This window comes from Streptomyces sp. NPDC058697, assembly GCF_042715345.1.
Lineage (GTDB): Bacteria > Actinomycetota > Actinomycetes > Streptomycetales > Streptomycetaceae > Streptomyces > Streptomyces liliifuscus.
The window spans coordinates 57,088-79,450 of record NZ_JBHXSU010000028.1 but is presented as its reverse complement, the minus strand read 5'-3'; the positions used below and the strand labels follow the sequence as shown (position 1 = coordinate 79,450).

Below are 22,363 nucleotides of genomic sequence, written 5' to 3'. Positions count from 1 at the left end.
TTGGGTTCCGGGAGCAGGCTCCAGGTGTGAGACGAATAGTCGCCATCGTCCTGGCGGTGTTCCTGATCGGCGGAGTGGCAGCAGCCGTCGTCGCAGGCCGCGAGAAGCAGGACAAGAGCACGGCAACGAAGACCGTGCTGGGAGTGATCGGTTCGGAGAAGGCGGAGTTCTTCGCCGATCCTGATGTGGTGAAGGCCCTCGCTGCCAAGGGCTACACCCTGGAGACGGAGACCTCCGGGTCCTGGGCCATGGAGGGACTCGACCTCAAGGGGTACGACTTCGCCTTCCCGTCCAGCCAGGCCCCCGCCGACGAACTGGCCGCGAAGTACGACGTACGGCAGCCCCTGCCGCGTCCCTTCTACTCGCCCCTCGTGGTCGTGGCGCACCGGAGCGCCGCCGCGGTGCTGGCGGACAACGGGCTCGCGACCCTGCCGGCCAAGGGCAACGGCACGTTCAGGATGACCGCCTACCTCAAGGCCGCCGGTGCCGACAGGACCTGGCAGCAGCTCAAGGGGGCCGAGCGGCACGGGGAGTTGAGCGGCACGCTCTTCATCTCCACCACGGATCCGACCAGTTCGAACTCCGGCGCGCTCTACCTCGCCGCCGCCTCGTACGTCGCCGACGGCGGCCGGGTCGCCGACGGCACCGCGGCGGTGAACCGCACGGCACCGCTGATGCGCAAGCTGATCAGCGTCCAGGGTGCCCAGCAGACCAGTACGGACGCGGCGTTCAGGGACTTCATCAGCGGCGTCGGCAACCCGCTGGTCCTCGTGTACGAGTCGCAGGTCGCCTCGCTGCTCGCGCAGGGCCAGGAGGTCGGCGACCTGACCGTCCTCTATCCCGACACCACCGCGAACAGCGACCACACCGTCGTCCCGCTCACGGACGAGGGCCGGGCGCTCGGTGAACTCCTCAGCACTGACAAGGAGTTGCGGAAGCTCGCGGTACGGCACGGGTTCCGGCCGCAGGGCACGAGCGCCGAGTTCACAGCGGCCACCGCCGCCCACACCACGTATCTCAACCAGAAGCTGACCGGTGTCCGGCAGTCGCCCGTGCCCGCCTCCAAGGTGCTGCACGAGATGGCGCGCCGGGCGCGGGGCTAGGGGGAACAGCAGATGAGCAATGCCGAAGACACCTTTGTCCTGACACCTCCACAGGCCGTCGCGGCCGTACCGAAGGAGAAGGCCGGCGGACTCGTGCCGGTCGACGATTCCGTCCGTACGGACATGGCGCGCAAGGCCGCCGAGTACGTCGACGGGCTCGCCGCGCTCGACGCCCGCTCCCCCGAGTTCGCGGGGAAGATCGGGGAGATCGTCGGCCTCGGCTCCGGTGAGATGCGCGGCGCCGCCGCCCAGTCGAACCGCATGCTGGAGCGCACGATCCGCAGCCTGCCCGCCAACGGCGAGGACGCCCAGTCCCGCGTCTCGTCCTCACTCGTCGAACTACGGCGTACGGTCGAGGACCTGGACCCGCGCGACATGCCCGGCGGCAAGGCCCGCAAGCTGCTGTCCCGGCTCCCCGGCGGCAACAAGCTCCGCGACCACGTCGCCAAGTACGCCTCCGCGCAGGGCACGTTGAACAAGATCGTCGGCTCGCTCCGCGGCGGCCAGGACGAACTGCGGCGCGACAACGCCGCGTTGCAGACCGAACGCGTCCGCCTCTGGGACTCGATGGGCAAGCTCCAGGAGTACGTCGTCCTGACGGAGGCCCTGGACACGGCGGTCGAGGGCCACATAGCCGGCGTGGAGGCGCAGGACCCCGCTCAGGCGGACACCCTGCGCGCCGATGTCCTCTTCCCCGTCCGGCAGAAGCACCAGGACCTGCTCACCCAGCTCGCGGTGTGCGCCCAGGGCTACCTGGCGATGGACGTGGTCCGGCGCAACAACGACGAGCTGATCAAGGGCGTCGACCGCGCGGCCACCACGACCGTCTCCGCGCTGCGCATCTCGGTGATGCTCGCCTCCGCCCTCGACAACCAGCGCAAGGTCGTCGAGCAGGTCAACGCCCTGCGTGGCACGACGGAGGACCTCATCCGGGGCAACGCGGAGATGCTCGCCACGCAGTCCGGCGAGATCCAGCGCATCGCCGCCGACCCGGCCGTCGGCGCGGAGACCCTCCGCGCGGCCTTCCAGCAGATCTACCGGACCCTCGACACCATCGACACGTACAAGGCCCAGGCCACGGAGTCCATGGCGGCGACGGTGGAGTCCTTGACGACTGAACTCCAGCAGGCGAGCGCGTACTTGGACCGCAGCCGCTCGCGCGCGGCGCTGGACGGGGGCCTCGGATGAGACGGGGCAACTTCGAGGCGCGCCGCCTGTCGCGTGTGCCCACCCACCGGGCCGCAGCCGCCATCGCACTGGCACTGGCACTGGCACTGGTGACGGCAGGATGCACATCCGTCACCGAAGAAAAGCCGGACCCTTCCAACAAGGCCGAACCCGGCACCCTCCGCATCCTCGCCTCCAGCGAACTCTCGGACATGAAGACGGTGCTGGACAAGATCCACCAGGACACCGGAATCAAGGTCCGCCCCACCTACATGGGCACCCTCGACGCGGTGAACCTCCTGGCGAAGAACAAGGCCAATGGCACGTACGACGCGATCTGGCTCTCCTCCAACGACTACCTGCGCCTCAACCCCACCGCCGCGAAGCAGATCGTGTCGGAGACCCCGGTCATGTCCAGCCCGGTGGCCATCGGCGTGAAGACGGCCACCGTACAAAGGCTGAACTGGAAGCCGGAGAACGTCACCTGGGCGGACATCGAGGAGGCGGTGGCGGACGGCAACCTCACCTACGGCATGACCGACCCGTCCCGCTCCAACTCCGGCTTCTCCACCCTCGTTTCGGTGGCCTCGGGCCTCTCCGACGCCCAGTCCGCGCTGACGGACGGGGACGTGAAGCAGGCGACGCCCAGGCTGACGGAGTTCTTCAAGGGACAGAAGCTGACGTCCGGTTCGTCGGGCTGGCTGGCGGAGGCGTACGACCGGCGCGGTGACGTCGACGCGCTGCTCAACTACGAGTCGGTGCTGAAGTCGCGCAAGGACCTCACGGTGATCCGGCCGCGCGACGGCGTGGTCACCGCCGACTACCCGCTCTCCTCGCTCGCGTCCACGGACCAGAAGGTCCGGGACGACGTCCGCCGTCTCGCCGAGGCGCTGCGCGCGCCGGCGACCCAACGGCTGATCACCGACCGCACGCTGCGCCGCCCGGTGGTCGCCTCGGTCCCGCCCGCGACGGGCCTGGACACCACCCGCCGACGCGAACTCCCCTTCCCGGGCACCCGTTCAGTGGCCGACGGACTCCTGAACACGTACGAGAACAAGCTGCGCAGGCCCTCGCGCACGGTGTACGTCCTCGACACCTCGGGCTCGATGCGGGAGGACGGACGGCTCGACCGCCTGAAGAAGGCACTGACAGCCCTGACGGGCGACTTCCGTGACCGGGAGGAGGTGACGCTTATGCCGTTCGGCTCGGTGGTCAAGAGCGTACGGACGCATGTGGTGCGGCCCGAGAACCCGCGGACGGGGCTCGACGGGATCCGCCGCGACACCGAGGCGCTCACCGCCGACGGGGACACCGCGATCTACACCTCGCTGGAGAAGGCGTACGAGCATCTGGGCGCCGACGACGACACGTTCACGTCGATCGTGCTGATGACGGACGGCGAGAACACGGCGGGGGCGAGCCCGGCGCAGTTCGACGGCTTCTACGGCGGTCTGTCGCAGACCGAACAGGACATCCCTGTCTTCCCGATCCTCTTCGGCGACTCCGACCGGGGGGAGCTGGAACACATCGCGGAGCTGACCGGCGGCCGGCTCTTCGACGCCCAGAAGGGTTCGCTGGACGGCGCCTTCGAGGAGATCCGTGGCTACCAATAAGGTCCTGGGCTACCTGGAGTCCCGCAAGAACCTCACCGGCAGCGCCTGCGGAATCGTCGGCCTGGCGCTGACGTTCACGGGCATGGCGGGCCCGTACTGGCCGGCGGTGGTCGCGGGCCTGTACGGCGCGGGAGCACTGCTCGCCCCGCCGGAACGGCCCCCGCTGCCGGACTTCCCGGACCCATCGGCCCAACTGGACGAACTGCGGGACGACTTCGGCAAACTGCGTGCCTACCTCGCGGACATCGAGCTCCCACCGGCCGCGGCGGGCCGCCTCACCGAGCTGACAGACCTCCTGACCGCCCTACTGGACCCCGGCTGGGTCTCCCAGGTCCTCGCCCAGGACCCGGAGGGAATCCACGCCCTGTCCCGGGCCGTACGGCAGGACATCCCGGAGGCGGTCGACACGTTCGTACGGACTCGGTGGTGGACGCGGCTCGCGCCCGGCGTCGAGCCGCCCGAGCGGCATCTGGAGCGGCAGCTCGCCGTCCTCCACAACGAGGCGCAAACCCTGGCCACCAGCCTCCACGAGGTGGAAGCCCGCCGCCAGGAATCCCACACCCGCTACCTGGAGGACCGGTCGTAGATCGCTCCCGCCGCTCCTGCCCCTCGGGGGCACACGGCACGACGGCCCGGCCGGCAGGCGAGGGCCGATCATGTGTCCCTTGCATACGGACGTTTAGTCGAGCTCACCGAGCAGACCGGCTTTGCGCTCCAGGGCGCCTTGGAGGAGTTCGGCGTACTCGTCGGGGCTGTGCTGGGACAGGCCAGTAGCGATCCCGACCGCCTCTGTTGCCGCCTCCAACGCTGCGGGCAACTGGGTGCCGTCCTGGGCCAACGCCCAGGCGAAAATGCCCAACGCCTCGGCAAGCGGCGGCTGATGAGCCTGCGGATCCTCGTCAGCAAGCCGCCGCAGGATGACCAGCGCTTCTCGGATGGCTTCCAGCGCGCGATCGCAGCGACCCAGGTAGACCAGCGGGATGCTGAGGTTGATCAACAGATGGCCCAGTTCCTTCCTGAGATCGTCGGTTGTGATCTCGGCTCTGTGGCGGGTGAGTGCGATTGCTTCAGCGAGCGCATCTGCGGCCTGCTCATAGTGCCTCTCGTGGGCGGGTGAGGTGAACTCGGAGCTACTGACCTCCTCGCGACGTTCTTCCAGATCGATCAGGGTGAGCCCGACTTCCTTGAGAGCTCTAACCGCGAGACTCTCGTTGCTTGTCTTGGCAAAGAGGACCGCACCCTGTCGGAGATAGAAACTTGCCTGATCAGACTGTTCATCCTCAAAAAATAGTTGTCCCAGGCTGGCCGATGCTCTCGCGGCAGTTTCGGTTTCCCAAAGGCCGCCCACTTCAAGAGCGCACGCAATGCTCTCTTGAAACGAGCTGATGGCTTCTGGGCGCCGGCCTGCTCCGTCCAGTGCCCAGCCGAGGTTCAGCAGCGCGAGAGCCTTTACGCTCTTGCTGGTCTGGGACAGCACGAGCAGGCTTTCTGTCAACGCGTCGATTGCTTCGTTGCATCTTGCGTTGTCGATGAGGTGAGAGCCGTAATCCATGAGCGCTACCGCTGCGATGTGCCGGTTGGAGCCTTGCCGTAGAAGAGGGACAGCCTGCTCGGACATCCGGAGCGATTCCTCGTGTTGCCCGGCGGCGCTAAGGCCGGACGCGAGGGCGCGCAACGCCGTGCCCTCGCCGGGTCGGTCACCCAAGACGCGGAAGATCTCCGCAGCCCCGCGCGCCTCGGCGATGGCCCCGTCGTAAGCATTCAGCGCACGCAGCGAGTCGCTGAGTGACACGCGGGCGCGGGCCTCTCCCCGTTGATCACCCAGAGCGTGTGCGGCCCGGACGGCGAGTTCGGCGCTGGCACACCACTCTTCCCAGTGACCGTGTGTGGACAGGTAGTTCTCCAGGGCCATAGGCAGGTCCCGGGCGACGTCGGCGTGCCCCGTCGACTCAGCGAGAATCGCCGCAGCGAGCAGATTGTCGCGCTCTGTGTCCAGCCATACGAGCGCCTGGGCTCGATCGGGGAAGCCCCGGGGCGTCGGCTCCGTCAGAGCGATGACGTAGCCGTCGGCCTTCGTTGCACGCGCCTGGTAGTACAGGAGAAGCTGCGCGACGTCGTCTGCCGTCGCGGGTTCTTCACTGGCCCGTTCGCCGGCGTACACCCGCACCAAGTCGTGTACGCGCCAGCGTCCCCATACAGCCCCGGCTTCGACCAGGTGGGCACGGACAAGTTCCTGCAGGCGTTGCTCGGTCTGCGACTGATCCGCAGCGGCCACGTGAGCGGCCGCCTCGGTGGACAGCTCCGGGCCAGGATTGAGAGCGACCAGTCGGAACATCCTGGCCTGGGCTTCGCTGAGTTGCTCGTACGACAGGTCCAAGGCAGCCCGGACAGCGTGGCTTTCGTGCCTGAGATGGTCCAGCCGATGGTGAACGTCGGACAGGGCTTGGCTTAGGGAAGCAAGGGGGCGGCTGGGCATATCGGCAAGGAGGGCGGCGGCGATGCGCAGAGCCAGGGGCAGGCCCGCGCACAGCCGGGCGATCGCCGAAGCGTCCTCGGGGGCGTCGGTCACGCGAGTGTCTGCGGCACCGCGGGACTTGGAGAGAGCTATGCGCAGCAGTTCGACCGAGGCGTGCTCGTCGAGAATGTCGAGGTCGTGGAGGCGTGCACCCACATCGAGAGTGTGTCGGGAGGTGAGCAGGGCCGCGGTGGTGCCGTCGGTGGGTAGCAGAGGCTCGACCTGCTCGCTGCTGGAGGCGTTGTCGATGACGACCAGGATGCGCTGGTTCTGCCTGGCGTATTCCGCCAGCACGCTGCGGTAGAGGCGCGAGCGGTCCTGCAGTTCCTGCGGGATGTGCTCGACAGGTACACCCAGGGCGTCAAGGAGGCCGTGCAGGGCCTGCGCAGGGGGCAGACGTCGACCGGTGTCGTAGCCGAACATGTCGACGAACAGCACGCCTCCGGGGAACCAACCGGGCTTCTCCGAAGCCCTGTGGGCGGTCTGTACGACGAGTTCGGTCTTGCCGACCCCGGCCAGGCCCGACACCGACGCCACCAACACCGCTTCCTGTCGCTGGAGGCCAGGAGCCAGCCCTTGCAACAGCTCTTCCACATGGGTGTCGCGACCAGTGAAGGTGGGCGAAGCCTGCGGCAGGCCGGACAGCGCCGGGGTGACTGGTGCGGCCAACTGCAGACTGACATTCCGGCCCTGGATCACCCCGCCGAAGTACACGCCATCATGGATCTGGTTCGACGTGTCCAGGCCCGCCCCTTCTTCACCGGCGGTGTCGGCCTGAGCCATGCTGGTCAGTCCTGCGCCGGCGGCGAGCTGGGGGTGGTCGGAGGTGGGGCGACAAGGGAGACTCCCGAGAAGTCTCGGCCCTGCACTGCCGGTCCGTGAAAGGTACCGCCACTGATCTCGTTGTGCACCGCACCGTCACCGCTGCGAACCAGCTTCGCCTGCTCATGCCACCGCTGTAGACCTGCCTGGAAGTCCGCGTCCGCCGCGGCCCGCGTCGCCAGTGCCGCACTCAGCGCCCGAGCTCGGGCCGAATCCGCCGGTGCATGCTCCAGTCTGGCCAGCTCCGTCTCCCCCGAACTCACCGCTGAGTCGTCGGCAGTGTCCTGGCTGCGCTGGAATGGGCGCCGCACCAGGGCGCTCAGCCCCGCCCATAACTGTCGTCCGACTTCACCACCGGCGCCACCCGCCAACGCCGCCAGCAGCCCCACCGAAACCGGATCCACTTGGCATCACCCCACGTGTTTTCAATTTTACTGAGGGTAGACGCACGGTGAGTAACGATGGTTCCTTCGAAGGGCCATGAGGGCCGATCCAGAGCTCTCGCTCGGCGAACGCCGGGAGGCCGGGGCCCGCACGCCATCGTGCGGGCCCGGCCTCCCGGAGTGGTGCTCACCGCGGCCGGCCCCAACGACGTCGCAGGTCAGGGCAACTAGGGGCCGGCCGCGGAGTTCATACGGCGGTGGGCGTCAGCCCAAGCAGGCGTCAGCCCAGGCGCTTTACCAACGCCCGGTACTCGTCCCACAGTTCCGTCGGTGTGTGGTCGCCGAAGGTGTTGAGGTGTTCGGGGACCAGGGCGGCCTCCTCGCGCCAGACCTCCTTGTCGACCGTGAGGAGGAAGTCGAGGTCGGAGTCGGAGAGTTCGAGGCCGTCCGTGTCGAGGGACGCCTTCGTCGGCAGGATGCCGATGGGCGTCTCGACGCCCTCCGCCCTGCCGTCGAGGCGGTCCACGATCCACTTGAGGACGCGGCTGTTCTCACCGAAGCCGGGCCAGACGAACTTGCCCTCGTCGTTCTTGCGGAACCAGTTGACGTAGTAGATCTTCGGGAGCTTAGAGGCGTCCTTGTCCTTGGCCACGTCCACCCAGTGGCCCATGTAGTCGCCCATGTTGTAGCCGCAGAAGGGGAGCATCGCGAAGGGGTCGCGGCGCAGTTCGCCGACCTTGCCCTCGGCAGCCGCCGTCTTCTCGGAGGCCACGTTCGCGCCCAGGAACACGCCGTGGTTCCAGTCGAAGGACTCCGTCACCAGCGGGACCGCCGTGGCACGACGGCCGCCGAACAGGATCGCCGAGATCGGCACGCCCTTCGGATCCTCCCACTCCGGCGCGATGATCGGGCACTGCGCGGCCGGCACGGTGAAGCGGGCGTTGGGGTGGGCCGCCGGGGTCCCCGACTCCGGGGTCCAGGCGTTGCCCTTCCAGTCCGTCAGGTGGGCCGGAGTCTCCTCCGTCATGCCCTCCCACCAGATGTCGTTGTCGTCGGTCAGCGCGACGTTCGTGAAGACCGAGTTGCCCCACAGCGTCTTCATCGCGTTGGCGTTGGTGTGCTCACCGGTGCCGGGCGCGACGCCGAAGAAACCGGCCTCGGGATTGATCGCGTACAGCCGGCCGTCCTCGCCGAACCGCATCCACGCGATGTCGTCGCCGATCGTCTCGACGGTCCAGCCGCCGACCGTCGGCTCCAGCATCGCGAGGTTGGTCTTGCCGCAGGCCGACGGGAAGGCCGCCGCCACGTACTTCGACTCGCCCTGCGGGGGCGTCAGTTTGAGGATCAGCATGTGCTCGGCGAGCCAGCCCTCGTCACGCGCCATCACGGAGGCGATGCGCAGGGCGTAGCACTTCTTGCCGAGCAGCGCGTTGCCGCCGTACCCGGAGCCGTACGACCAGATCTCGCGGGTCTCCGGGAAGTGGGAGATGTACTTCGTGGAGTTGCAGGGCCACGGCACGTCCGCCTCGCCCGCCTCCAGCGGCGCTCCGAGCGTGTGCACAGCACGCACGAAGAAGCCGTCGGAACCGAGTTCGTCCAGGACGGGCTGCCCCATGCGCGTCATCGTGCGCATGGAGACGGCGACGTAGGCGGAGTCGGTGATCTCCACGCCGATCGCGGAGAGGTCCGAGCCGAGCGGGCCCATGCAGAACGGGACGACGTACATCGTCCGGCCCTTCATCGAGCCGCGGAAGACGCCGCCCTCGCCGTCCGCCCCGGTGCCCGTGCCCTGGAAGATCTCCCGCATCTCCGCGGGCGCCTTCCAGTGGTTCGTCGGGCCCGCGTCCTGTTCCTTCTCGGAGCAGATGAACGTCCGGTCCTCGACCCGGGCGACATCGGTCGGGTCCGAGGCGGCGTAGTAGGAGTTGGGGCGCTTGATCGGGTCGAGCTTCTTGAAGGTGCCCTTGCGGACGAGCTCCTCGCTCAGTCGCTCGTATTCGGCCTCTGAGCCGTCACACCAGACCACGCTGTCCGGCTGCGTCAGTTCGGTGATCTCGTTGACCCACGAGATCAGTTCCTGGTGATTGGTGGGAACGGTTGAGGGAGCCGCGATGTCGCGCGCCACGATTGCTCCTAGATGAGGGTTTTGGGTTGTTGATGCCCCGTGGGGGCTGCGACCCGGATGCTTCACGTGGTGACGCTTAGGCGCTCATCCGGTGCCGACCGCACTCATTTGATCATCCGACGGGTCCGCGCATATGTCCAGAGGGCCTCACACGTGAGCAGCGTGAGCATCACCACTTATTGCCTGTCATTTACCCGGTCATTCACCCGGACCCTGCACCGGTGGTGCCCAGACCCCGCACCGGTGAGAACATGGCCACTTGGCGCCCTTCATACAGTCGGACTGATGCGTAACTTACGGTTCCGTAGGTACGATGCCCTTCATGACTGCGTCCGTCCCCGACGCGCCCTCGGACACGCCGGTCGTCGACCGCGTCGCCGAAGCGCTCTCCCTGCCGCACCCGGTGAAGCCGAAGCTTCGCGGCTGGCTGCACGCCGGGATGTTCCCGGCCGTGCTCGTCTCCGGCCTCATCCTGACGGCGCTCGCCGACTCGACCCGCGCCCGCATCGCCTGCGCGATCTTCGCGCTCACGGCCTGCCTGCTGTTCGGCGTCAGCGCGATCTACCACCGGGGCACCTGGACGCCACGCATGGACGGCGTGCTGCGCAGACTCGACCACGCGAACATCTTCCTGATCATCGCGGGCTCGTACACACCGCTGACGATGCTGCTGCTGCCCGAGGCCAAGGGACAGTGGCTGCTGTGGGGCATCTGGGGCGCGGCCGTCGCAGGCATCGCCTTCCGCGTGTTCTGGATCGGCGCCCCGCGCTGGCTCTACACCCCGTGCTACATCGCGATGGGCTGGGCGGCCGTCTTCTTCCTGCCCGACTTCATGCGGGCGGGCGGCATCGCCGTACTGGTCCTCGTGATCGTCGGCGGACTGCTCTACAGCGCGGGCGGTGTGATCTACGCACTCAAGCGCCCCGACCCGTCACCGCGCTGGTTCGGCTTCCACGAGGTCTTCCACTCCCTCACGCTCGCGGCGTTCGCCACGCACTACATCGGCATCTCGATGGTGGCCTACCAGCACGGATAGCCACCGCCGCGCCTCAACCGGAAGGGCCCCACCGCATCACGCGGTGGGGCCCTTCCGCATGTCCGGCACGGCCCTCCGCGTCCACCCAGGGGATCCAGTTATTGACAGTAACCATCTTTTGAGAGTTACTCTCATTTCATGGCTACTGTCACTCCACACCCCGAGACGCGCCTCGACCCACGTCGCTGGTGGGCCCTCGGCGCCCTGGTCGCGAGCATGCTCGTACTCGGCTTCGACATGACGATCCTCAACGTGGCGCTGCCGACGATGGCGGGGCAGCTCGGCGCGAGCACCGGTGAGCAGCAGTGGATGGCGGACGCGTACGTCGTCGTCTTCGCCGCGCTGATGCTCCCGGCCGGGCTGCTCGGCGACCGGTTCGGGCGGCGCCGGATGCTGATGGTCGGGCTCGGCGTCTTCCTCGCCGGTTCGCTCGTCGGCGCCCTGGCGGGCGATGTCACCTGGGTCGTCGTCGCCCGTGCGGTGATGGGCGTGGGCGGCGCACTGGTGATGCCGCTCGCCCTGTCCGTCCTGCCCTCGCTCTTCCCGCCCACCGAGCGCACCAAGGCGGTCGGCATCATCTCGGCCGCGTCCGCGCTCGGCATGCCGCTCGGCCCGATCATCGGCGGCTGGCTGCTCGACCACTTCTGGTGGGGCTCGGTCTTCCTGATCAACGTCCCGATGGCCGCGATCGGCATCGCCGCCTGTCTCTTCCTGCTGCCGGAGACCCGCGACCCGGCCTCCCCCAAGGTCGACGCCGTCTCCACCGCGCTCACCGCGGCCGGGCTCGGCGCACTCATCTACGCGATCATCGAGGCGCCGAACCGCGGCTGGAGCGACCCCCTCGTGCTCGCCCTGATCGCCGGGTCCGTCGTACTGCTTGCCGCGCTCGTGGTGCGCGAGCGCCGGTCCGTACGCCCCATGCTCGACATGTCGCTGCTCGCCCACCGCGGCTTCCTGCTCAACGCGGTCGCGGCGACGCTCGTGATGTTCGTCCTGGCCGGCCTGATGTTCGTGCTCCCGCCCTATCTGCAGGCCGTCCTCGGCAACGACGCCTTCGGTACGGGCGTACGGATGCTGCCGATGATGGGCGGGCTGATGATCGCGGCGAGGGCGGCCCAGCCGGTCGTGGAACGGTTCGGGTCGCGCGGTGTGGTGAGCGCCGGTCTGGTGGTGCTGGCCTTCGCCGCGCTCCTCGGCAGTCGTACGACGGTCGAGTCCGGGTACGGCTTCACCGCGCTGTGGCTGTCGATCGCGGGCCTCGGCTTCGGCTTCGCCGTCGTCCCTGCGATGGACGGGGCGCTCGGCACTCTCCCCGCCGACCGGGCCGGCAGCGGCTCCGGGCTGCTCATGACGCTGCGGCAGGTCGGCGGGGCGATCGGTATCGCGCTGCTCGGCAGTCTGCTGGCGAGCGCGTTCCGGGACCGGCTCGATGTGAGCGGGCTGCCCGAGGGGGCGGCGGACACGGCCCGGGAGTCCGTGGTCGCGGCCCACCTCGTCGGTGACCGCGCGGGCGCCGCCGACCTGGTGACCTCCGCGAATGCGGCGTACGTCCATGGCATGGGCCTCGTCCTGCTGGTGTGCGGGATCGCCTCGCTCGTGGCGGCGCTGCTCGCGGGGGCGTTCCTGCCGAACACCGAGTCGAACGCCGAGCCGAACGCCGGGTCGAACATCAAGCCGAACACCGGGTCGACCGCCAAGTCGCGGGACGTCACGGGGTCCGTGCAGGGGAAGCCGGCCGCGGACATGGCCCCCGCCCCGGCCGATGGCCGACAATGACCCCCATGACGGCCGCACGTACCTCCATCCCCGACGACCGCCCCCAGCTGGGACTTCGTGAGCGGAAGAAGATCAAGACACGGACGGCGATCCGTGACGCGACCTACCGGCTGATCGAGGAGCAGGGGTACGACGCCACGACGATCGAGCAGATCGCCGAGCTCGCCGAGGTGTCGCCGTCCACGGTCTTCCGCTACTTCCCGACCAAGGAGGACATCGTCCTCACGGACGAGTACGACCCGCTGCTGGAGTCGGAGCTGCGGGCACGGCCGGCGGACGAGCCGCCGATGGACTCCCTGCGGCACGTACTGCGGAAGGCCGTGACCATCGGGATGGCCGAGGACGCCGAGGTCACCCGGCTGCGGACCAGGCTGATGGCCGAGGTGCCCGCCGTGCGCTCGCGGATGATGGAGAGCATGTCGGTCACGAGCCATCTGCTCTGCCAGGTCATCGGCGAGCGCACCGGCCGGGGCGCCGACAGCTTCGAGGTACGCGTCTTCGCGATGTCCCTCATCGGCGGTCTGATGGAGGTGTCCCTCTACTGGGCCCAGCACGACCACGAGGACGACTTCGCCGGTCTGGTCGACCGCGCCCTGGACGTCCTGGAACACGGGCTCACGCCGCGAGGCGAGTAGAAGAAGGCGGTTGCCCCGCGCCCCTCGAAAGGGGCGCGGGGCAACCGCGTGTCACGAACTCACTGACTCACGCAGGCGCGCTCAGCGCCTCGTCACGTCACCCTTCCCGCACGCCACCCCGTCCTTGTTGCGGTCCAGACGCAGTGGGTCGTCCTTGCCGTTGATCTTGAGGCGGCCGTAGTCGTTCTCCTTCAGCCAGGCGCAACGGGCCGCCGTCGTCTTCTTGACCTCGTCGGGGAAGACCGTCGGGACACAGACGTTGGCGGAGCCGTAGTGGCGGTCGCAGCCCGCGACGGTCGGGCTGACCTTCGCCGAGGCGCGCTTCTTGCCAGGCTTCTTGACCTTGCCCTCAAGCGAGTCCGCGAAGGAGTGCTCGTGCGCCGAGGGCGTGTCGGAGGCAGCCGCCGCCATGGCGGACGGGCCCTGGAGGTGGACCCACTTCGCCACCGACGGCACGCCGTTGGCGTCGACCGCGAAGAGCATGTACCAGCCGGGCGGCGCCAGGTTGGGGTTGCTCGTCACGTTCAGGTCGACGTTGTTGCCGTCGACGGAGAGCGGCAGGTCCACGAAGCGCTGGTTCGGGTCGGAGGAGTGCGTCACCGCGGCCGGGCGGATCAGCTCCGCCTTGGCGATGGGCCGGTCGACCGTGATGCGCTGCGTGTCGCCGTACGTCCACTCGTTGTCGATCACCGAAGTGATCGTCGGGCGGGCGCCCTTGAGGAGGTACGGCGGGGTGTAGATCGACACGTTGTGGTTCCAGGAGCCGTTGCCCGGGTTGTCGCCGGTCGACATCACACGGCCGTCCGGAAGCAGGAACGCGGAGGAGTGGTAGCCGCGTGCCTCGGGGTCGGCGGCCACCGGGTCGAAGGTCTCCGTCGCCGGGTCGAAGATCGACGACTCGTAGACCGGGTTGGCGCGGTTGTGCAGGGCGCCGCCGGTCTCCAGGACCTTCCCGTCGGGCAGCAGCACGGCGGAGACGTACATCTTGCCCTGGTTGCCGGTCTGCGGGATCTTGCCGTTGCCCAGGTCGACGGTGCCCTGCGGGAGCGGCGGCCCGGCGACGTACGCGGGGTTGGCGGACTTCAGGTCGATGATGTCCGTCAACCGGTTCGCATCCGGGTTCGAGTCGATGTTGCCGCCGCCGATGGTGAGGACCTTCTGGTCCTGGGCCGGGGGCAGCAGCACGCTCGCCGACTGGTCGCGCTCGTCCTTGTTCCGCAGACCGGGCACCTCGGTGGTGGTGTTGGCGTCGTAGTCGTAGATCGCCGAACCCGTGCCGGGGATGTTGTTGCCGAAGGTGTGGCTGCCCGTGTAGAAGAGGCGGCCGTCCTGCATCAGGACCATCGACGGATACAGACCCCAGTACGACCAGGTCTGGTTGACCTGCCACAGCGGCAGCCACTTGTTCTCGGCGGCCGACCAGCGCTCGGCCGTCACGGACCCGGTCGAGTCCTCCTTCAGCCCGCCGAAGGAGATCACGTCACCGTTGCCGAGGATCGTCGCCGACGGATACCAGTGCCCGTCGTTCATGTCGTTCGTCTTGCTGTACGTCTCGGTGACCGGGTCGAAGATGTACGAGTCCTTGTAGCCCTGGTAGCCGATCGTGCCGTCGGCGGACGGGTAGCCCTTGTTGCCGCTCATCACGAGGACCCGGCCGTCCTGCAACTGCACATGTCCGGCGCAGAACATGTCCTTGGGCGTGGGGATCTGCTTGTACGTGCCGTTCACCGGGTCGTAGACCGCGCTGGTGAACGTGCCCGCGTTGAACATCTCCTCGCTGTTGCCGGAGCCCGCGATCAGCAGCACCTTGCCGTTGTTGAGGACGACGGAGTGCATGGAGCGGACCGGGTTCTGCGTGGGCAGCACGTCCCACCTGCCGTTGGCGCACTCCTCGGCCGTGCCGGTGCACACGGGGTCCGGGATCGGGTCGGCGACCTGGTCCATCGTGTAGTCGTCGGTGGTCACCGAGCCGGTGCCGTAGACGGAGACGCCCCAGGAGATGCGGTCGGTGCCCGCGGGGATCTCGGGCGTACGGACCGTCGCCTCGGCCCAGCTGCCGCTGATCGGCAGGGTCTTGAGGTCGGTCCAGTACTGCCAGCCGGCGGTCGTGTCGTGCCGGAACAGGGTGAGCGAGGTGTCCGGGGTCGTCGACTTGTACCAGAGCCCGAGGTCGTACTGCTTGCCGACACTGACGACCGGCGCGCACTCGGCGGACTCGGTGATCAGCGCCTTGCGGTCGCCCTCGGTGCGGCGGGTCAGCTCGACCTTCATGGCCTTGGAGCCGGAGTGGGCGTCGGCCACGGTGGAGAAGGTGAAGTCGTTGTCGCCCCAGCCGGACTTCTCCCAGCAGTACGGCATGTCGTCCGTACCGGCGGTCTCGAAGCCGGGATTCTTCACGAGGTTGGCGGCCGAGGCGGGCTGGGGCGCGATGAGGAGCAGCCCCGAGGTGAGGGCGCCCACGGCCAGCAGGGCGGTACGGCGGCGAGGGCGGGCGGGTCTTCTGAACTTCGGAGCGGGTCTACTGAACATCAGCTGGTTCTCCTTGCTGTGCGGCTCCCTGCGTGACGGCCGGTCTCGACAGCCGTCGTGTTTCCTGCGCGCCCTCCCTTCCGCGGCAGATAGACCAGTGCCTCCGTGCCCGCGAACCGCAGGACGAAAGTGGTGACCAGGGCGAGTGCGGTGGCGCCGAGGACGGACATCCCGAACTGGCCCACGAGCAGCGCGATGAGCGGGATGCGCAGCACCAGGTCGGCGTTGGCCAGCAGCGCGAACCGGCCCGAGCGGTCCCACCAGCGCCGGTGCTGCCTGCGGTCCCGGAAGCAGAGGTGCTCGATGAGCAGGAAGTTCCAGGCGACACCGAACTGGTTGGCGACGATCTCGGCGGGCAGGTAGTGCATCCCGGCGGCCGTCAGGGCCCAGAGCGCGGCGAGGTTCGGCAGGAACCCGGTCGCTCCGATCAGCCCGAAGACCACCATGCGGGCGACCGGCGAGGCGGTGCGCAGCCCGGCGAGGTGCCGCAGGAAGCGGATGCCCTCCTGCGCGGTCGACTTGGACTCGCCCGCGAACCGGTCCTGGAAGACGAACGGCACCTCGGTGACCTGGCGCGGGCGGGCGCGTACGGCCATTTCGAGGAGGATCTTGTAGCCGAGCGGCTTGAGGACGTCGGCGGTGACCGCGCTGCGGCGGATCGCGAAGAAGCCGCTCATCGGGTCGCTGATGCCGCGCAGGCGGCGCGGGAACAGCGTCTTCGTCAGCCAGGTCGCGCCGCGTGAGACGGCGATGCGGTAGCCGCCCGCGAGTCCCGCGCGGCTGCCGCCCTTGATGTAGCGGGAGGCGACGACGAGTCCGGCGTGCTCGCGCTCGCCCGCGGCCACCAACTCCGGTACCAGGGACGGCGGATGCTGGAGGTCGCCGTCCATGACGACGATCCAGTCGGAGCTCGCGGCCCGGATGCCCTCGACGACCGCGCCGCCGAGCCCGCCGACCGGTGTCTCGCGGTGCAGCACGGTCACCGGGAACGGGCAGTCCCGCGCGGCGTCCCGGATCACCTCGGGCGTGTCGTCGGTGGAGTCGTCCACGAAGACGACCTCGCAGGGCAGCCGCGAGGGCACCGACTCGGTGATCCGGTGGAGCAACTCCCGGATGTTCGCGGCCTCGTTGAAGGTCGGCACGACGATGGTGACGGCACCCGGTTCGGGAACGGTGGATGCCGCGCGCAGGGCCGGGTCGTGCAACTCCCCCGGGACGGTGGACTCGTACGTCATCGGTCGCCTCCGGTGGTCGCCTCGTCGGCGGTGTCGGCCGTGCCCGTCGTGCTTGCCGTGCTTGCCGTGGAGCCGCCCCTGACCTGCCGGATCTCGATCCGGTCCGGGCCCTTGCCGAAGGTGGCGACGGGTGTCGAATGCCTCATCGCCTGCTTGACGTTGGGCAGGTCGGCCGCGTCGCGCCGTACGGTCGGGGAGGCGACGACGTAGTCGATGTCGCGCCAGCCGCGCGGCATGGTCTTGGTCACCGCGGGGTCGAGGTCGGCCTTGTAGAACCAGATGACGCCGAGTCCGGGCTCGTAGCCGGCGTGCACCAGGTCGAGCCAGAGCGCGTCGTCGACGAGGACGCGGGTGTCCTCGGGGTTGTCGACCTCGGTGGCCAGCCACTTGGCGGCCGCCCGGTAGGGGGCGTTGGCGTCGGCGGTGACGGCGGTGCGGTCGCCGTCGTACCAGCGCGGTACGACGTACGCCGCCGAGGCCGCGACGAGCAGGGCCGCGACCGCGTACCGGGCGCGGGTGACGAACTCCTTCTCGTCGGTGCTCCGCCACCTGCGCAGCACCCCGTGGGCGACGCTCGCGGCGCCTCCGGCGAGGACGAGCGCGAGGAACGGCAGGGCCTGGATGACGTACATCGCGGGCAGGTAGCCGGTCGGGCGCAGGGCGACCAGCGCGAGGATGGCGACGGTGAACGCGGGTCCGGCGAGGGCCCGCGCGGTCACCGACCAGCGCCAGGTGACCAGGAGGAGCAGCGCGCCCGCGAGGCCGCCGAGGGGCAGCACGCGGTCGTAGTAGAGCCAGGACTGCAGGACCCCGTACGAGCCGGAGCCCTGGTCGAGGATGAAGCCCGAACCGGGCCTGGTCAGCTGGTATTCGAGGCCGTCCCACAGCGACACGTGTCCGCCGCCGGGGAAGAGCTCGCCCTTGAGGAGGGCGAAGAGCGGGTAGGACAGGCCGATCAGCACGCAGGCCGTGACGGCGCCGGTGAGGGCGAACTTGCGGGTGTCCCGGTGACTGTGGCGCCACATGGTGATCATCACCGCGGGCAGCACGAAGATCATCGTCTCTTTGGTGAGGACGGCCGCGGCGGCCGCCATGCCCGCCCCGAAGTGGTGCCACAGGTGGCGGCTCGGGGAGGCGGCGAGGCAGAACGCCACCAGCGTCCACATCACCGCGATGTTGTCGAGGAAGATCTCCCGCTGGAGGACCACGGACAGCGGCGAGAGCCCGAAGAGCAGCATCGCGAGCCCGGCCGCCCAGCGGGGCAGCCACAGGCGGCGGGCCAGTACGTAGACGAGGACCGCGCTGATGGCGCTGACCAGGAGCATCACGATCCGCATCGAGCCGACCGTCATCGACTCGGGGCTGATCAGGGACGGTATCCAGGTCAGCAGGGCTATCTGTATCCAGCCGAGCGGCGGGTGGTCGTACCAGTAGGTGTAGTGGGCGAGCCCGTTGCCCTGCTGGACGGACCAGGCCTGGGCGAGGTAGGTGCCCTCGTCGTCGCTGAGCGCCGGATAGTCGGCGATGTTCCAGCCCTGCACGGTCATGACGGCCACGAGGAGTACGCCGCACAGGATCAGGTCGGCGCGCGAGGTGCGCAGCCGGGCCGGGAGCGGGGTCGTTCGAGGGGTCGAACCGGTTTTGGGGACAGGTGTCCGCTGCGCGGGGACCGTTGGGGTGGTCACCGCGGGAAGGGTGGAGGTCACGCAGGAACGTCCTCTCGGGACCCGCGGGTCGCTACGGCCGCGGCAACGGTTGCTTCAGTGGCTTCGAGGGCGTCAGCGGCCCCGACACCGGTGAGATGTGCGCCGACATGACTGGTCAACTCCCAGTCGTTGCGGCCCCGTTGCTCACGCCACACGGCACGGACGGCCGCCCCAGCGAGGAGCACCTGATAGAAGGGGCCGCCGACGATGAGCTTGAGGTAGTGGACGAATCGGACGCGAAGCCCGTACTGCTTGCCGAAGTCGTGCAGTCCGACCAGCTCGAAGACGAAGGTGACGAAGGCGGTGACGGCCGGCAGGAAGGTGATGAACGCGACGCCGACCGGGACGTCGAGGAAGAGCGCCACGGCCACGTTGAGCGGGATGATCACGCCGGAGATCGCCTGGAGATACGGCGTCATCAGCGTGTAGCGGGCGAGCAGCCGCTGGCCGAAGCCGGGCAGCTGCTTCCAGTCCTTCTTCCGGTAGACCTGCAGGAAGCCCTGGTTCCAGCGGGTGCGCTGCTTGAGCAGCGACATCAGGCTGCCGGGGGTCTCCTCCTTGGTCACCATGTCGGAGTCGTACGCGACGACGACCTTCTTGCCGATGCTGGAGAGCCGCACGCCCAGGTCGCAGTCCTCGGCGAGGCAGTCGGGGTCCCAGCCGTCGGCGGCCCGCAGGACGTCCGTGCGGACGAAGACGGTGTTGCCGCCGAGGGGAATGAAACCTTTCTGCGCGTGCAGGTGGAGCCGCGAGCGGAACCAGAAGAAGTACTCCAGGCAGTTGCGCAGGCTGTACCAGCTGGAGTTGAAGTTGATGAGCTGGACGCCGCCCTGGACGACGTCGGCGTCGGTCGACCTGAAGGCGTGGTCGACGTGCGCGAGGAGCTCCGGGTGGACCTGGTCCTCGGCGTCGAAGACCCCGACGACGTCACCGCGACAGTGCGGCAACGCCGTGTTCATGGCCTTCGGTTTGTTCTTCTTCTCGTGGGTGTCGACGACGACGCGTACGCGCGGGTCGCGCGCCTCGGCCTTCCGGGCCACCTCGGTGGTGTCCGGGTCGTCGTGGCCGACGATCACGATGATCTCGAAGTCGGTGTGGCTGGATTCCAGCAGTCGCTGGATGGTGTGGTCGAGCACCGCCTGTTCGTGTCTCGCCGGCAACAGCAGCGAGAACGACAGGTGTTCGCCACCGTCGGGACTGCTGAACCGCGTGGAGGCGAGCACTTCGGGCGTGCGCCACGCGTGCATCTGCCACCACAAAGTGAAGGCAGCCATCCCGAAAAGGGCAAGCGAAACGGCAGCAATGAGCACAGACGTAAGCAACAGATCCCCCCAGATCCCCAAAACCCCCTGTCGCGACAGCGAGTCACTCCTGTCGCGTCCCGGTGGAGAGACTAAGGGGGTTCTGTGAAGTCCGGGAACTGTTCTGATAAATAACGTGTTTCGGAATGGTCAGTCGACTTGTATGGCATGTCCGAACAGATGCGCACATTAACGCCCACCGAGCAGGCGTTTCCGCCGCTCAGCGCCCCAGAGCCTCCCGGAGACGGTCGACATCGGTCGTCGGAGCGTCACATGTGAAGTTACGGCAGACATACGCCGTCGGTTCACCGTGCACAAGCGATCGTTCCACGAGCAAAGGGAGTTCGTCGCTGTCAGGAGCGCCCATGGCGACGACCGCGCCGGGCGCGGTGGCGAGAAGGGCCGCCCGGTGGAGCTCCTTGGTCGCCGGATCGTCGACCGGTCCCACGACGGCCACCTCGCGCGGCCCGTCGAGCAGCGCCTCGGCCGTGGCGAGACCCCAGCCGATGAAGCGCGGGGCGCGCGGGCCGAGCGCCTTGACGACGCCCAACGCCCGCTCCGCGGCGGCCCGGTGGGGCTCGGCTCCGGTCTGCGCGGCGTAGCTCAGCAAAGCACCGGCGGCCGCGCTCCAGCCGGAGGGCGTGGCGTTGTCGGTCGGATCCTGCGGGCGGCGGATGAGCTTCTCGGCGTCGGCGGCCGTGTCGTACAGCGTTCCTGACTCCTCGTCGGTGAACTGCACGAGGACGTGGTCGAGCAGGAAACCGGCGAATTCCAGCCAGACGCCCTCGCCGGTCACCGAGGCGAGCGCGAGGAAGCCCTCCGAGACGTCCGCGTAGTCCTCCAGCACACCCGCGTTGGCGCCGACGCGGCCGTCCTTGCTGGTGCGGGAGAGGCGGGCGTGCTCGTCCAGATGGAGCCGGACGAGGAGGTCGGCGGCGCCGAGTGCCGCCTCGATCAGGTCGGGGCGGTCGAAGTACGCGCCGGTCTCGGCGAGGGCTGCGACGGCGAGCCCGTTCCAGGCGGCGACGACCTTGTCGTCCCGGCCGGGGGCGGGGCGTTCGCCGCGCGCTTCGAGGAGCCGCGCACGGATGGAGGCGATCCGCTCCGCGTCGAACACGCCCTCGCTCTGCGGGAGCTGGAGGACGGAGGCCCCCTCCTCGAAGGTGCCCTCCTCGGTCACGCCGAAGTGGTCGGCGGCGAGTTCGGCGTCCTGCTCGCCGAGCACCTCGACAAGCTGCGCGGGCGTCCAGACGTAGTACGCGCCCTCGACGTGCTTGCCGGTCCCGTCGTCGCTGTCGGCGTCGAGCGCGGAGGCGAACCCGCCCTCGTTCGTGCGGAGTTCGCGGACCATGAAGTCGGCCGTCTCCAGGGCGACGCGGCGGGCGAGGTCGGACCCGGTGGCCCGCCACAGGTGCGCGTACACCCGGCACAGCAGGGCGTTGTCGTACAGCATCTTCTCGAAGTGGGGCACGACCCACTCGCGGTCGACGGAGTAGCGGGCGAAGCCGCCGCCGAGCTGGTCGTAGATGCCGCCGCGGGCCATCCGCTCACAGGTGTCGGCGGCCATCTGCAGCGCACCCTCGGCGCCGGTGCGGGCGTGGTGCCGCAGCAGGAACTCGATCGCCATGGACGGCGGGAACTTGGGCGCGCCGCCGAAGCCGCCGTGGCCGGCGTCGTAGTCCCGGGTGAGGCCGAGCAGCGCCCCCGCGAGGTCCTCCTCGCCGGGCACCTGGGTGTCGCCGAACGCGATCTCGCGGCCCGCCAGGTCCCGCACGATCTTCTCGGCGACCTCCGCGACCTCGTCCCGCCGGTCGGTCCACGCGCTGTGCACGCCTTCGAGGACCTGCCGGAAGGAGGGGCTCCCATGCCGGGGAGCGGGCGGGAAGTAGGTGCCGAAGTAGAACGGCTCGGCGTCGGGCGTGAGGAAGACCGTCATGGGCCAGCCGCCCTGCCCGGTCGCCGCCTGCACGGCCTCCATGTAGACGGCGTCGACGTCGGGCCGCTCCTCCCGGTCGACCTTGACGCTCACGAAGTGCGCGTTGAGATAGTCGGCGGTCTCCTGGTCCTCGAACGACTCGTGCGCCATGACGTGGCACCAGTGACAGCTGCTGTACCCGACGCTCAGCAGCACGGGTTTGCCGCTCTTGCGTGCCTCCTCGAAGGCCTCGGCCGACCACGGCCACCAGTCGACGGGGTTGTCGGCGTGCTGGAGGAGGTAGGGAGACGTCTCATGGGCCAGTCGGTTCGGCATGGGGTCCATCCTGCCGCAGTACCCGGTGGGCAATGCGGATCACCCGTGCGCGCCGGGGGTAGGTGATGGGTCCGACGCATTCCGGATGGGCGTGGACATGACAGAGGCTGAGTCTCTCGCCTTCCCCGCCCATCCGCAGGACACTTGACCAAGAAAGCCGTTACCG

At 68.9% G+C, this 22,363-nt stretch carries 14 protein-coding genes; 7 read left to right on the top strand and 7 right to left on the bottom strand.

Annotation, left to right across the window (positions count from 1 at the left end; translation table 11 throughout):
* Positions 1-26: 26 nt before the first annotated feature.
* Genes ACFWXQ_RS39850 through ACFWXQ_RS39835 form a run of 4 tightly spaced genes read left to right on the top strand, consistent with a single transcriptional unit; the run spans position 27 to position 4,469 of the window.
* Positions 27-1,103, top strand: a complete 1,077-nt coding sequence (locus ACFWXQ_RS39850) for a hypothetical protein (protein ID WP_383938644.1) — start codon at positions 27-29, stop codon at positions 1,101-1,103.
* Positions 1,104-1,115: 12 nt separating this feature from the next.
* Positions 1,116-2,291, top strand: coding sequence for a toxic anion resistance protein (locus ACFWXQ_RS39845; protein WP_383938647.1), 1,176 nt, complete (start codon positions 1,116-1,118; stop codon positions 2,289-2,291).
* Complete coding sequence (locus ACFWXQ_RS39840) at positions 2,288-3,883, top strand: substrate-binding domain-containing protein (RefSeq protein ID WP_383938650.1); 1,596 nt, start codon at positions 2,288-2,290, stop codon at positions 3,881-3,883. Before ACFWXQ_RS39845 ends, ACFWXQ_RS39840 begins: the two co-directional genes overlap by 4 nt.
* Complete coding sequence (locus tag ACFWXQ_RS39835) at positions 3,870-4,469, top strand: hypothetical protein (RefSeq protein ID WP_383938653.1); 600 nt, start codon at positions 3,870-3,872, stop codon at positions 4,467-4,469. Before ACFWXQ_RS39840 ends, ACFWXQ_RS39835 begins: the two co-directional genes overlap by 14 nt.
* Positions 4,470-4,562: 93 nt before the next feature.
* Here ACFWXQ_RS39835 and ACFWXQ_RS39830 read toward each other — a convergent pair whose 3' ends face one another.
* Together ACFWXQ_RS39830 and ACFWXQ_RS39825 are read right to left on the bottom strand one after the other, a co-directional pair.
* On the bottom strand, positions 4,563-7,181 hold the full coding sequence (locus ACFWXQ_RS39830) for a tetratricopeptide repeat protein (RefSeq protein WP_383938656.1): 2,619 nt from the start codon (positions 7,179-7,181) through the stop codon (positions 4,563-4,565).
* A 702-nt stretch (positions 7,182-7,883) separates the two neighbouring features.
* A complete protein-coding gene (locus tag ACFWXQ_RS39825) occupies positions 7,884-9,728 on the bottom strand; it encodes a phosphoenolpyruvate carboxykinase (GTP) (RefSeq protein ID WP_383938659.1) in 1,845 nt (614 codons plus the stop codon).
* Between the two features lie 322 nt (positions 9,729-10,050).
* Here ACFWXQ_RS39825 and ACFWXQ_RS39820 point away from each other — a divergent pair, with 322 nt between their 5' ends.
* The 3 genes from ACFWXQ_RS39820 (at position 10,051) to ACFWXQ_RS39810 (ending at position 13,175) form a co-directional block, all read left to right on the top strand.
* On the top strand, positions 10,051-10,764 hold the full coding sequence (locus ACFWXQ_RS39820; protein ID WP_383938662.1) for a hemolysin III family protein: 714 nt from the start codon (positions 10,051-10,053) through the stop codon (positions 10,762-10,764).
* A gap of 138 nt (positions 10,765-10,902) precedes the next feature.
* Complete coding sequence (locus ACFWXQ_RS39815) at positions 10,903-12,540, top strand: DHA2 family efflux MFS transporter permease subunit (protein WP_383938665.1); 1,638 nt, start codon at positions 10,903-10,905, stop codon at positions 12,538-12,540.
* Positions 12,537-13,175 carry a TetR/AcrR family transcriptional regulator gene (locus tag ACFWXQ_RS39810; RefSeq protein ID WP_383938668.1) on the top strand — a complete coding sequence of 213 codons (639 nt, stop codon included), beginning with the start codon at positions 12,537-12,539 and terminating at the stop codon, positions 13,173-13,175. Before ACFWXQ_RS39815 ends, ACFWXQ_RS39810 begins: the two co-directional genes overlap by 4 nt.
* Before the next feature lie 81 nt (positions 13,176-13,256).
* Here ACFWXQ_RS39810 and ACFWXQ_RS39805 read toward each other — a convergent pair whose 3' ends face one another.
* The 5 genes from ACFWXQ_RS39805 to ACFWXQ_RS39785 form a co-directional block, all read right to left on the bottom strand.
* Positions 13,257-15,704 carry a galactose oxidase-like domain-containing protein gene (locus ACFWXQ_RS39805; protein ID WP_383940719.1) on the bottom strand — a complete coding sequence of 816 codons (2,448 nt, stop codon included), beginning with the start codon at positions 15,702-15,704 and terminating at the stop codon, positions 13,257-13,259.
* Positions 15,704-16,939, bottom strand: coding sequence for a glycosyltransferase (locus ACFWXQ_RS39800; RefSeq protein ID WP_383940716.1), 1,236 nt, complete (start codon positions 16,937-16,939; stop codon positions 15,704-15,706). The genes ACFWXQ_RS39805 and ACFWXQ_RS39800 overlap by 1 nt, the downstream gene beginning before the upstream one ends.
* Positions 16,936-18,645 (bottom strand): ArnT family glycosyltransferase, encoded by a 1,710-nt coding sequence (locus ACFWXQ_RS39795; RefSeq protein ID WP_383940713.1) that lies wholly within the window; start codon positions 18,643-18,645, stop codon positions 16,936-16,938. The genes ACFWXQ_RS39800 and ACFWXQ_RS39795 overlap by 4 nt, the downstream gene beginning before the upstream one ends.
* Complete coding sequence (locus ACFWXQ_RS39790; RefSeq protein WP_383940710.1) at positions 18,642-19,967, bottom strand: glycosyltransferase; 1,326 nt, start codon at positions 19,965-19,967, stop codon at positions 18,642-18,644. Before ACFWXQ_RS39790 ends, ACFWXQ_RS39795 begins: the two co-directional genes overlap by 4 nt.
* A gap of 199 nt (positions 19,968-20,166) precedes the next feature.
* Positions 20,167-22,197, bottom strand: a complete 2,031-nt coding sequence (locus tag ACFWXQ_RS39785) for a thioredoxin domain-containing protein (protein WP_383940707.1) — start codon at positions 22,195-22,197, stop codon at positions 20,167-20,169.
* Positions 22,198-22,363 lie beyond the last annotated feature (166 nt).

Coding starts and splice junctions, on each gene's coding strand:
- ACFWXQ_RS39845 (WP_383938647.1), top strand. CDS start 1,116: ATGAGCAATGCCGAAGACACCTTTGTCCTGACACCTCCACAGGCCGTC.
- ACFWXQ_RS39840 (WP_383938650.1), top strand. CDS start 2,288: ATGAGACGGGGCAACTTCGAGGCGCGCCGCCTGTCGCGTGTGCCCACC.
- ACFWXQ_RS39830 (WP_383938656.1), bottom strand. CDS start 7,181: ATGGCTCAGGCCGACACCGCCGGTGAAGAAGGGGCGGGCCTGGACACG.
- ACFWXQ_RS39820 (WP_383938662.1), top strand. CDS start 10,051: ATGACTGCGTCCGTCCCCGACGCGCCCTCGGACACGCCGGTCGTCGAC.
- ACFWXQ_RS39815 (WP_383938665.1), top strand. CDS start 10,903: ATGGCTACTGTCACTCCACACCCCGAGACGCGCCTCGACCCACGTCGC.
- ACFWXQ_RS39810 (WP_383938668.1), top strand. CDS start 12,537: ATGACCCCCATGACGGCCGCACGTACCTCCATCCCCGACGACCGCCCC.
- ACFWXQ_RS39805 (WP_383940719.1), bottom strand. CDS start 15,704: ATGTTCAGTAGACCCGCTCCGAAGTTCAGAAGACCCGCCCGCCCTCGC.
- ACFWXQ_RS39800 (WP_383940716.1), bottom strand. CDS start 16,939: ATGACGTACGAGTCCACCGTCCCGGGGGAGTTGCACGACCCGGCCCTG.
- ACFWXQ_RS39785 (WP_383940707.1), bottom strand. CDS start 22,197: ATGCCGAACCGACTGGCCCATGAGACGTCTCCCTACCTCCTCCAGCAC.